Source organism: Desulfonema magnum (assembly GCF_017377395.1).
Lineage (GTDB): Bacteria > Desulfobacterota > Desulfobacteria > Desulfobacterales > 4be13 > Desulfonema_C > Desulfonema_C magnum.
Genome location: NZ_CP061800.1, coordinates 7,203,869 through 7,216,131 on the forward strand (window position 1 = coordinate 7,203,869; position 12,263 = coordinate 7,216,131).

9 protein-coding genes are annotated in these 12,263 nt (G+C 45.7%); 6 read left to right on the forward strand and 3 right to left on the reverse strand.

Translation table 11 applies throughout. From position 1 onward, the window contains the following. Positions 1-154 precede the first annotated feature (154 nt). From dnm_RS27625 to dnm_RS27635, 3 genes are all read left to right on the forward strand, one after another. Positions 155-1,126: a pentapeptide repeat-containing protein gene (locus dnm_RS27625; RefSeq protein WP_207680101.1), complete on the forward strand. Its 972-nt coding sequence runs from the start codon at positions 155-157 to the stop codon at positions 1,124-1,126. A 395-nt stretch (positions 1,127-1,521) separates the two neighbouring features. Further along, on the forward strand, positions 1,522-2,103 hold the full coding sequence (locus dnm_RS27630; RefSeq protein ID WP_207680102.1) for a TerD family protein: 582 nt from the start codon (positions 1,522-1,524) through the stop codon (positions 2,101-2,103). Positions 2,104-2,399: 296 nt separating this feature from the next. Next, entirely contained in the window at positions 2,400-2,969 is a 570-nt protein-coding gene (locus dnm_RS27635) for a TerD family protein (protein ID WP_207680103.1), read from the forward strand. Positions 2,970-3,057: 88 nt separating this feature from the next. Here the strand turns inward: dnm_RS27635 and dnm_RS27640 are convergent, their stop codons facing one another. The 3 genes from dnm_RS27640 to dnm_RS27650 all read right to left on the reverse strand — a co-directional run bounded on the left by dnm_RS27640 (position 3,058) and on the right by dnm_RS27650 (position 8,563). Next, positions 3,058-6,636 carry an FG-GAP-like repeat-containing protein gene (locus tag dnm_RS27640; protein ID WP_207680104.1) on the reverse strand — a complete coding sequence of 1,193 codons (3,579 nt, stop codon included), beginning with the start codon at positions 6,634-6,636 and terminating at the stop codon, positions 3,058-3,060. Positions 6,637-7,426: 790 nt separating this feature from the next. Beyond that, positions 7,427-8,146 (reverse strand): EcsC family protein, encoded by a 720-nt coding sequence (locus tag dnm_RS27645; protein ID WP_207680105.1) that lies wholly within the window; start codon positions 8,144-8,146, stop codon positions 7,427-7,429. A 207-nt stretch (positions 8,147-8,353) separates the two neighbouring features. Continuing rightward, positions 8,354-8,563: a hypothetical protein gene (locus dnm_RS27650; RefSeq protein WP_207680106.1), complete on the reverse strand. Its 210-nt coding sequence runs from the start codon at positions 8,561-8,563 to the stop codon at positions 8,354-8,356. A gap of 292 nt (positions 8,564-8,855) precedes the next feature. Between dnm_RS27650 and dnm_RS27655 the strand changes: the two genes are divergently transcribed. The 3 genes from dnm_RS27655 to dnm_RS27665 are packed head-to-tail and all read left to right on the forward strand — an operon-like array spanning position 8,856 to position 12,245. After that, complete coding sequence (locus dnm_RS27655; RefSeq protein WP_207680107.1) at positions 8,856-9,476, forward strand: hypothetical protein; 621 nt, start codon at positions 8,856-8,858, stop codon at positions 9,474-9,476. Positions 9,477-9,504: 28 nt separating this feature from the next. Beyond that, positions 9,505-10,077, forward strand: a complete 573-nt coding sequence (locus tag dnm_RS27660; protein ID WP_207680108.1) for a hypothetical protein — start codon at positions 9,505-9,507, stop codon at positions 10,075-10,077. Beyond that, positions 10,074-12,245, forward strand: a complete 2,172-nt coding sequence (locus tag dnm_RS27665; RefSeq protein ID WP_207680109.1) for an AAA-like domain-containing protein — start codon at positions 10,074-10,076, stop codon at positions 12,243-12,245. The genes dnm_RS27660 and dnm_RS27665 overlap by 4 nt, the downstream gene beginning before the upstream one ends. Positions 12,246-12,263: the final 18 nt, after the last annotated feature.

Consider the following 12,263-nt stretch of genomic DNA (forward strand, 5'->3'; position numbering starts at 1 on the left):
GGTCTGGGAATTTCGGGGACACCTTATTTAATTATTGACAAAAGCCGACGCAAAAAAGAAAGATAAGTAAGGTGTCCCCAAAATTTCGGAACTTTTGATCGGAATGAGGATAAAACATGGCAACTAAACTCAGTGACAAAAAAGGAGACTGAAGATGAAGCTTAGAAAAGTAGTCTTTCTTTTTTGTATGATATGCTGTATCATTGGATGCAAAGAAAAGTTTAATAATAAATACCAAAAAAAACTGGCCGGAAAAAATTTGTCCGATGCCAACCTGCCCGATAAGAATCTGTCCAAAGCCGACCTGTCCGGAGTTGACTTCTCCAGAGCCAACCTGCTTAGAATCAACCTGACCAAAGCCAACCTGTCCGGTGCCAACCTGTCCGGTGCCAACCTGTCCGGTGCCAACCTGATCAAGGCGGACCTATCCGGAGCCTACCTGTTCGGAGCCAACTTATCCAACACCGAGTTAATTAAAACTATCCTGATCAGAGCCGATCTGTCCGAAGCCAACCTGTCCGGTGCCTGTCTGTCCAAAGCAGACCTGTCCGGAGCCGACCTGTCCGGAGCCTGTCTGTCCAAAGCAGACCTGTCCGGAGCCAACCTGTCCAAAGCAGACCTGTCCAAAGCAGACCTGTCCAAAGCAGACCTGTCCGGAGCCAACCTGTCCAAAGCCAACCTGTCCAAAGCCAATCCGTCCGGAGCCAATCTGATCAATGCTGACCTGTCCGGAGCCAGCCTGTCCGGAGTCAGCCTGTCCGGAGCGGATCTGTGCGGAGCGAACCTGGCCGGAGCCGACCTGGCCGGAGTCAGCCTGTGCGGAGCGAATCTGGCCGGAGCCAATCTGATCAAGGCGGACCTGGCCGGAGCGGACCTGGCCGAAGCCTTCCTGATCGAAACCGACCTGTGCGGAGCCAACCTGTGCGGAGCCAACCTGATCGGAGCCGACCTGTTTGGAGCAAAAAATCTAACTTTTAATCAGCTATTCAAAGCCCAAACACTGTACAAAGCTAACTTAGACTCGGAACTTGAACAACAAGTAAGAGAAAAGTATCCTCATCTGTTAGGAGGTCCGGGGACACCTTACTTCATTATTGACAAAAATCAACGCAAAAAAGCCATGTAAAGTGGGTATAAAATGCCCGCCTTTTCTCTGTTCAGAATATTTCACCCTGCTCCGGCCCGACCAATTTTATATAGTTACGATGACTTTGGAAACAGATTGACAAAAAGCGGTTCCGATGGTACGGTCACTTTGCCGGACGGGGTTTAACCCCATATGCATCAGGCTAAGAATGCGGGACGGCTGCCGGACGGGGTTTGCAACCCCGTCCGAAACGTTTGCAGGCGGCGATCCGGAAAATATTCCGGACGGGGTTGCAAACCCCGTCCGGCAAAATCAGAGTTAATAAAAACAGTAGGTTGTAATCTTAGCCTGATGCATATGGGGTTTAACCCCGCCTGACAAAAATATGCCTGAACATCCAAGTTTTTAAACACTTTTTAAAAGGAAATTTTATTATGGCAATAAGTCTGAAAAAAGGGCAAAAGGTGGACCTGACCAAAACAAATCCGGGACTGAAGAAAGTTTTGGTGGGATTGGGATGGGATACAAATAAATATGACGGCGGCCATTCTTTTGATCTGGATGCGGCCGCTTTTCTGACCGGGGAAAACGGCAAGGCGGGATCCGATGCTGACTTTGTTTTTTATAATAACAAAACCCACGCGTCAGAATCTGTGATTCATATGGGAGACAGCCTCACAGGAGAGGGGGCAGGTGATGACGAACAAGTTATTGTTGAGTTGGATAAGGTTCCGGCAGAGATTCAGAAGATATCCTTTACTGTGACCATTCATGAAGCTGCTGAAAGAAGTCAGAATTTCGGACAGGTTTCAAATGCCTTTATCAGAGTTGTCAACGAGGCATCCAATGAAGAGCTGATTCGATATGACCTGGGGGAAGATTTCAGTATTGAAACAGCAATTGTCGTGGCTGAATTGTACCGTCATAGCGGTGAATGGAAATTTAACGCGGTCGGAAGCGGATTCGAAGGGGGCCTGGCTGCGCTTTGTAAGAATTTTGGCATAGATGCCGGCTGATTTGAAACTTGAAACTCGAAACTTGAAACTCGATACTCGAAACTTGAAACTCGAAATTTGAAACTTGAAACTTGAAACTCGAAACTCGAAACTCGAAACTCGAAACTTGAAACTCGAAACTTGAAACTCGAAACTCGAAACTCGATACTTGATACTTGATACTTGATACTTGATACTCGATACTCGATACTCGATACTTGAAACTCGATACTCGGAACATTTATATATGCATACATGAAAATTTGCAAAACATCCGGATTTCAAGTTTCAAGTTTCAATTTACAGAGGAGAATGTCATGGGTATAAGTTTACAGAAGGGACAGCGAATAAGCTTGTCAAAAGATAATGCAGGCTTGTCCAAAATTATGGCAGGACTTGGATGGGACCCTGTAAAAAGCAGTGGTTCACAAATAGATTGTGATGCTTCCGTACTGATGCTGAATGCAGAGGAGAAGTTGGAAAGAAAAGAAAATATTATCTATTTTGGTAACTTATCCAGTAAATGCGGCAGCGTGGTTCACAGCGGAGATAATCTTACAGGTCAGGGAGAAGGGGATGACGAGCAGATAATGATTGATCTGCCTGCTGTTCCTGAAAATATTCAGAAGCTTGTCTTTGTGGTCAATATTTATAAATGCGTGCAGCGAGAACAACATTTCGGGATGATAGCAAATGCGTTTATTCGTATTGTAAATGTTTCGGATAATACGGAAATGGCCCGGTTTGCTCTGACAGAGGATTATTCAGGCTGGACATCTCTGATCGTGGGTGAAATTTATCGTCATAATAATGAATGGAAATTTGCGGCAATTGGTCAGGGAACCAAGGATGCCTCTTTAGAGGAAATTGTCAGGAATTATAAATAATCTGTATGCTCATTATTGAAATGCAGGGTGGGTAAAGCAAATATAGGTTTTAAGAATAAAATACCCACCCTACATTACCAGATCAGCGTTATTTTTTTCCAACTGCCCGAATTAGCAACTCAATAATTTCCGGCAGCCCCACTTTTCCGTCATCGTATATGTCACCATCCATTTCATCAGGACCGGGACCTGTTCTGTCAAGTCCCGCCAGTGCCCTTAAACTCTCTATGACCCTTTGCAGACAATCAGCACAAGGCGGTGTTCCCTCGGATGAGTTGTTGTGATAGACTTTGGTGATCTTTTTTTCGCCGTCATCCCCGGTTAAGAGGATATCAGGATACCCGTCTTTGTCATAATCTCCCCAGACAGCGGAACCATTGCTCACCCCCACCAAATCAACTTCAACATCAATGAATTTTCCTCCGCCGTCATTACGATAAATTTTGGAAATCTTACTTACCTCATCCTCCCCGGTGTCTCCGGTCAGGAGAATATCCAAGTCTCCGTCATTGTCATAATCGTCCCACGCGGCGGAACTCTGATAAACCCCTGTCAGATCGGCATTTATATTCTTAAAGCTTCCGTTATTATTCTGATAGACTCTGGCGATTTTTGTTGTGCCATCATCTCCGGTCAGGAGAATATCGGGATACCCGTCTCCGTTGTAATCTCCCCATGCGGCAGCCCCGCTGCTCACCCCCGGCAGCCCGATGTTAATATTTTTAAAGGTGCTGCCGTCATTGCGATAGAGTTCAGATGATTTAAACAGGCCGTCATTTCCCACCAGAAGAATATCCGGTTTTCCGTCTTTGTTATAATCTCCCCACGCGGCAGAAGCGTAATAAACCCCGGTCAGACTGGCCTTGGTATCTGTAAAACTGCGTCCGCTTTCATTGCGATAGAGCCTTGCCACGGTCTCTTCTTTTTCATAATTATATCCGGCCAGGAGAATATCCAGGTCTCCGTCCCTGTCATAATCCCGCCATGCCACGGCGCTGTGATGAACCCCGGTCAGATCAGCGTCCCTGTCTTCGAGAAAACGCCCGTCATCATTCTCATAGATTTTGGAAATGCTCTCTGATCCGTCATATCCGGTCAGAAGAATATCCAAGTCTCCGTCTTTGTCATAATCTCCCCACGCGACCGCGCCGAATTCAACACCGATTAAAGCGACAGCTTCATGAAATCGGCTGTTTTCATTGCGATAAATTCTGGTAATTGGCTCCAGGTTGTCATTATCATATCCGGTCAGGAGAATATCCAAGTCCCCGTCATTATCATAATCTCCCCATGCGGCCGAACTTCTGGAAACACCGTTTAAATTGGCGGAAATATCAGAAAACAGCGGGATAACACTGAATGTCATCTCTGTTTCGGAGATTTCATTATCTCCCTCGTCTTCCAGTGACGCTCCCACGGAAACATAATACGTCTGCCCATGATTCAGATCAGCATTCGGTTTTATTTCAATTGCGGTTTTATGACTGTTCACTGTCGCATCAAACGGAATGTCAATACCGCTGGACCAGTCCTCCCTGAACGTTATCAGCTTGTCCACATTTGTATTTGTAATCTCGCTGTTATTAAGTAAGCGAACCCGTTCACTAAACATTATTCTGATGGTCACATCCGGCATCACTTCTGTATCGCCATCTGCCGGAGAGAAGGTTATGATGGGCGGATCTATATCTTTTGTGGTAAATGTGATGCTTACCGATTCTATGGTATTATCAGCATTATCTTCCATTCCTCCGATAGCCACATAATATTTTTGCTTGCTGTCAAGCCAGCTATCCGGAACAATGGTGATTTCTGTTTTTTCAGTATTAATTGTGGCTTCATAAGGCACATCCGTGCCATGATCATCTTCTTTTCTGAATGTTATCAGATCATCAATATTTATATTTGTAATCACGCTGTCATCTGTGCGTCTGACCGGTTTGGTAAAACGGATGATAATATTTTCCTCTATTGCCACATTTGTTTCCTGGTCCGCCGGAGAAAATGCCACATCAGGTCTGGGAATAATCGTTACGGAGAAGGATTTTTCATAGGTTTCTCCGTCATTATCCGTGGCTCGGACACGGATGCTGTAGCTGTTCTTTGTGTCATAATCAAACACTTCATCAGTTTTCAACGCATTTGTTCCCGCTTCGATAAGAAAGGAACTGTTATCCTCACCGCCATCACCCGCGACCAGAATATAAGTATGACTGTCATTGGCATCCTGATCGGTAACTGTGAAATCACCCACAACCGTGCCTCTGGACAGTTCTTCGCTCACGCTGTTTTTATCCAGAGTGATATCGGTCGGCGGATCATTCACATCGTTCACAATGATGGTAAATGTGTCTTCAAAGTCACCGCCGTTGTTGTCATCTGTTTTCACACGAATATGAAAGCTCTTTTCTGCTTCATAATCAAATTCTGTGAGGGTTTCCAATGTATTATTGTCGTCATTAATTCTGAAAAAACCGTTATTTTCGCTGCCGGAACCGGATACCAATGTGTAAAAATGGATATCATCTCTGTCAGGATCGTCAGTGCTGAAGGTTCCCACTTCAGTGCCTGCTGGCTGATTTTCATCCACGCTGGTTCCGTCAAGGGTGATGCCCGTAGGATCATAATTCGCATCCGTGATGGTGATGGTGAAAAATTTCTCCGTGGAATAGTCTGTGCTGTCTGTGGCTTTCACACGGATGCTGTAACTGCTCTGTATTGAGCGATCAAAAATTTTGGCTGTTTTCAGCTTGTCATCCCCGGGATCAATCTTGAAGGAAATGTTGTCATTGCTGCCTGTGCCGGATACCAGAACATAGGTATGGGTATCCTCGCTATCAGGATCATCTGTGGAAAAGGTTCCGACAATGGTTCCGATCTCCCGCCCCTCTGATACTCTGTTGCTGGTCAGGAAAATCGTCGTCGGCGGATTGTTTCCTTCCCCGGTGACATGGATCGTGAATTCTTTTTCATAAAACAGCCCGCCGCTGTCTGTTGTTCTTATCTCAATGTCATAAGTATTCTGCACAGACGCGTCAAATTCACCATCAAAGAATAACGCATTGCCACTGATTCGGAAGTCAGTGTCACCGGAGATAAGGGTGTATTCATGGGTGTCTCCGGTGTCAGGATCTTCGGTGCTGAGGAGAGCAATGGGTGTTCCTGTATCATGATCCTCTGTGACACTCGTATTGTTCAGAATGATATTTGTCGGATTATGATTTTCTGATTCAATTGTTGTTGTTGTGGTCGGCTCAGACGTTGTTGTCGTCGTTGTCGTCGATTCAAGCGTTGTCGTCGTTGTCGTCGATTCAAGCGTTGTCGTCGTTGTCGTTGGTTCAGGCGTTGTTGTCGTTGTTGTTGGTTCAGGCGTTGTTGTCGTTGTTGTTGGTGGTTCAAGCGTTGTCGTCGTGGTCGTTGTCGTTATTGAAGAACAAGGGGGACACTCTAAGCATGCATTTGCAAACGGTGTTCCTTGGGCTTCAGAACATGGAATCCAGGATCCCATAAGGTTACATACCGATTGCACACCATCAACACAACCGCATTCTCCTGGCGAACATGCATAAGCTCCATCTCCCGCACCAAATAGCAGAATCATTGAGATACTCACAAACAGAACATTTATGAGACGTATGTTCGTCCTGATAACAGATAATATTTTCATCGTTTTCCTCCTTTAAAAGACAGATCACTTCTTTTAGGTTTTTTGGAAATAAAATTTTTTGCCGGACAGGGTTTACAACCCTGTTCGGGATATTTTTGGATCACCTTTTGCAGGACGGGATTCTTTTCCGGACGGGGTTCACAACCCCGTCCGGAAAAAATATGAAAGTTTTGCAATTTTTTTCTAACACCTAACACTTAACACCTAACACGCTTTCATATAAAATTATGTCCTGTCTGAATTAATATAACATTTTTATCCCCAATTCAAGAGTTTCATTAAAAAGTCGGAAGGATTCTTTTAAAAAATATAACCCTCTGTGAACATTTGGGAAAAGGAGATATCTGATGATACACAGAAAGACACTTTTTCTTACATGCTATTTTTTTCTGTTCCTAGTTCCGCGTTTAGGCGGTGTGACACCGCCTAAACGCGGGTATGTTTCATTTTCAGCAGATAAAAAAGTTTTCGGGCTGTGACAGGACGGACGGGGCAGAAACCCGGCTTTTTCCCGCAGGGAGAGTGCTCCGTCCGGGAAAAAAAGCCGGGTTTCTTTGCAGAAAAAAAAGTTTTCGGGCCGTCACAAGGCAGACGGGGCAGACGGGGCAGAAACCCGGCTTTTTCCCGCAGGGAGAGTGCTCCGTCCGGGAAAAAAAGCCGGGTTTCTTTGCAGAAAAAAAAGTTTTCGGGCCGTCACAAGGCAGACGGGGCAGACGGGGCAGAAACCCGGCTTTTTCCCGCAGGGAGAGCGCTCAATGTATCAGGTTAAGGATGTAACATCCTGATTTTATTAAAACTGATCGGGCGACGGCCGAAAGACAAAACCTTTATTTTCGGGCGTTCCGGAATCATAAAAATTTCTGGTGGTGTTCCAATTGGTGAACTGAAGATAGTCATGCTTGTAATACGCTTCAGCAGCGTCAAGCAGACCGCTTGCGACCCATCCGTTGATTCCGGCACTGACGATGCCGCCTACGATGGGAATCCATTTTGTGCCGACTTTTGCCGATAATTTTGCAGCAAGCTTGCCCGCAACTTTGGCAAGCACTTTCTGCATGGCTTTTGAACTGCCTTTTAACGCTGTTTTGGAGACTATCTTTGCACCGGCTTTCATGGCGTAGGGAACTGATTTTTTACCAGCTATTTTTATGCCGACTTTTCCTGCCGCAATGCTGTCAACAGCATCGGCAGCTCCGCACCATACCGCAAGAATATTGGGGATGTCGTTTCTGTAATCCACTTCCTTTCCGAGAATGTATCCCACACCATAGCAGGCGCGTCCGGCCATTGACATCAGGTAGGCAATATCACCGGCTTCGAGTGCGAGAGCCCAGGGTCCTCCGCTTAATCCGGTAAGTCCGCCCACAGCGCCTACTTTGGCGACACTTTTTGCTCGCCAATCCGGCAGACTATGTTTCCGAGCGTCATATCGGAGTTTCATTCTGTCCGAGCTGTAATCCACCATCGCCATTTTTTTAATACCCTCAGCAATCACATTATCTAATGCCATTTTTATTCCTCCTTTACAGTTATTGTTCTCTCTCATGCTTTCAATATCTGTTGCCCGCTGATGAGTGCTTTTTGCGGTGGCGGAGAAAAAAAATTTTAGGAGGAAACTGTTTATTGCTGGCGATAAAAAAAACGGCGAGGACAATATGTTGTCCTCGCCGTTTTTGAAAAATTGAATTTGAGTGTTTTCCGAACTTCTCAGATTCAATCAGTACATCTTATGAAGAATATCATCAAGAAGATCGGCTGCTGCTGAGGTCGCTCCTTTTTTCACAGCTGCTTTTGAGATATCCTTCCCTTCTATCATTGCCCACAGACCGGCCATTATGGCTGTGGTGGCAATATGCACCCCATGCAATACAAAGTAAGCTTTGACAGCAGCTAACGCACCTGCACCGAGAATAAGCGGATGTGGCATTTTTTTCTCCTTTACATTGAAAGAGTTGTAAAATGTTTTTCTCATTTCCAGAGATTCGGCTTTCAAAAGGGTAAGCCGGGCAACCGGATTTTTTTGCGATGCAGGGAGATGATTTTTTTGAATGATGCCTTAAAAAGCTTGATTTTTTCGCTTTTTTTCATTATTAAAAAATGGAAGGCTGTCTGTTTCGCATGGTTCAAATTGAGAAATCACGCGGGAGCAAAAGGAAATACTTATTCATTGCTAAAACACCTATGAAATCGGCTTTATATAATGAAAGGAGAATGTCTCTATGAAATCAGATTCATCAGATATTTTGTCGTCACTAAAAAATCTGACACCAGATGAGTGGGACAGGCTGAGGCTGCGGCTTTGGAAGAGATTCGGAGGGCAGCTTCGCAGCATACCGGAAGCTCCGAGTCCTGACGACCTTCTTCATGACGCTGTTGTGGATCTTTCAGAAGAAAGAAGGCATTGCAAATTGGACAAAGTCAGTCTGCTGAACTGTCTGTTCGGTATTGTCAGAAGCAAGGTCAGCCATATTCAGGCGCAGTGGCAAAGAAATTTGGAAAAAAATCAGCAGACTGTCCCCATAGACGCTGAAAAACCCGACACACAGCCGCTTGCGGATTTTTATGGCAGACCGGCGGGACAAAATGATCCAAAGGAAGGATTTTCTCCTGAATCATCGGCAACATCAGAGTTGTATGATGACATACGCTCTCTGACAGAGGATGATGAACTGCTCAGGCAGATGGTGGAATATCGCTATAATCATCAGGATGACAATGCTCCCAAAGCACAGGAAATTGCCGACGCTCTGGGAGTGCCGGTCAGGGAAATTTACAATGCAAACAGACGACTGAAATCACTGCTGATAAAATTTAAACAAAGATCGGAACAGGAAAAATAATCAAACCTGATTCTCAAAGGAGGATATCATGTCTTTGAAACCAAATAAGATCAACCCTGATGCCCTTGCATGGCTGGAAAATTTTTCCGAGGAACTGGACGCTGATCCGGATATCATTGATGCCATGCCCATAGAAAATGTGCGGGAAGAATTACGCAAAATGGGCGCTGATGTCGGAGGATTTCATGCAAAGATGAAAAAAACGCTTGAGAAGCAGGTGAGCCTCTCGGATCGTCTGATAACGTGGATATCTGAGTTATGGGAGCCGCTCTGGGCAGGACAGCTTGTGACTGCTGATGATATTCCCAAACAGGAGCATTCTTTTGCAACAGAAGCGGAAGGTGAGATAAAAATTATCTGTGACTGGGAAAGCCAAGATGACGATACCCCGGCTCATATTCATCTGTCATGGGAAGCTGATTTCCCCGCGGATACCACATTATGGGTCAGGTTTGTCAATCCCGAGACACAGGAAATCCGTTATCAGGCTTGTTTGGGGACGGATCTGCTGGGGGATGAAATTTTCAAGAGCGATGAACTGGGGTTTGACCCTTCGCAAGAAAAATGGGCAATATCCCTTATGCTTACGGAGAAGGAATGATGTTTCACTTTGCATATCCGAACAAAGGCAGGGGAAAGGAATTTATTGGCTGCGGAAGATATGTGGCGTTGTCATACGAAAATGTGCCGGAACAGGGGTACAAACCTGCAAAGCCGGATAGTAAAAACATTGCAAATATCACAACGGCCGCATCATTGCTGGCTCCGGATTCATTGCATACAGGCAGGGGAATATATGAGATAAAAGATATCCAGGATGAAATCTACAGAGGCGATTCCCAGGACCTCGCATATCTGCTCGCGCTGATAAGCCGTTCCAGATCGGTCAGATCGGAGATTCCGAATGATATCTGGTGTACCGGAAGCATTGATATCAAAGATGGAAAATCTCCTTTCCTGGATGCTGTGACACCTTCGGGATTTGATGTAAAACTGAACGCATTCCTGTCTCCGGAAAATCCGGACAATTTATTTATTGTGCCGGTGTCAAATATTCAGCCGGGCCATGAGATACTTTTCAGGGAGAAAAATATCAATATGGTTTCGCTGGCTCAGTTCCGGGAGCATAGACTGTCGCTTCAGCACCCTTGCGAAAGAAAAACAGTTCTGACGGTTCACGGACATGAACTGAATTTGCTGACTGATCTTATTTTTCTTTCAGACGGAGAGAATATGTCTGACAACGGACTCCGGGTGGCACTGATTTATAAGAGACAGGCACAGCCGGATGAACATCTGCTGACGCTGCTTGAAAAGCATCTGGCTGAGGCCGGGCACCGGGTGTTCATTGACCGGCATATGAAAATCGGCGATGAATGGGAAAAACAGATTACATATGAGCTTAAAAATGCCGATGCTGTGGTGATTTTGCTTTCACCGATGTCCATATATAGTGAGATGCTGGCCTATGAGGTGGATATTGCTCATAAGACAGCGCTGGAGAGAGGAGGGAGGCCGAAACTGTTCCCGGTTCGGATTAATTTTGAAGACCCGCTCCCACAGGAATTGGCCAACAAACTTGCCCCGTTGCAATATGCGCTTTGGCGGGATTCTGACGATGATATGCCATTGGTCTGTGAGCTGCTGGACAGGCTGCCGCATCCTCCGGTCCCGTTGGAGATGATCGGCGGTGCCGTGCCTCTGGATTCCAAATTTTATGTGGTGCGCCAGGTGGACGAGGATTTTCAGACAGCATTGTCGCGGCGTGATGCGGTTGTGCTGCTCAAAGGCGGACGCCAGGTGGGGAAAACTTCTTTGCTGGCACGCGGATTGCAAAAAGCCCGTGATGCAGGTGTGCAGGTGTTGCTGACCGATTTCCAGAGATTTATTGATTCACAATTGGAAACCCTGGAATCCTTTTTTTTTGCTGTGGGAGAGATGCTCGCAGATCAGCTCGGAACAGATGTTTATCCCCGGGACACTTGGAAAACGCATCGTGCTCCGAATATCAACTTTGAAAATTATTTTCGTCAGCATATTCTTGGCAATACTCAGAAGCCTCTGCTGTGGGCAATGGACGAGGCGGACCGGCTGTTTCATTGCAGTTTCGGAAGCGAGATATTTGCCATGTTCCGGACCTGGCACAATGAGCGTGTGCTGAATCCGGGCGGAGCATGTTCCCGGCTCACCCTAGCCATTGCTTATGCCACCGAAGCCTATCTGTTTATCAAGGATCAGAATCAGTCCCCTTTTAATGTGGGAACCAAGCTGGTTCTGGATGATTTCAGCTTTAATGAGGTTGCAAATCTGCATAAGCGTTATGGTTCGCCCCTGATGAATGAGGAATTGAGAATTTTCTATCAATTGGTCGGAGGACAGCCTTATCTTGTCCGTCGCGGGTTGAATGAAATTGTGAGTCAGGATATGCGCTTTGATGAATTTGTGGCTAAAGCGGATGATGAATTTGTATCCAAAGCGGACCAGGATGATGGCGTATTTGATGACCATCTCCGGTGTATGCTGATGCTTCTCAATCGTGAGCCGGAGTTGAGCGATATTGTAAGCAAAGTAATAGTGGGAGAACCCTGCCCGGATTACGACTCATTTTACCGGCTTCGCAGCGCGGGCATACTCCGAGGAGATTCCAAAAATGATGTCCGATTGCGTTGCGAGATTTATTTGAAGTATTTGGGAAAACATTTGAGAAAAGTGGAAACGAAGAAATCTGGATCGGGTTTCTGGAAAAGACTGTTTTCTTTTGGCGGATAAAAAAAGCGGTATTGAAAA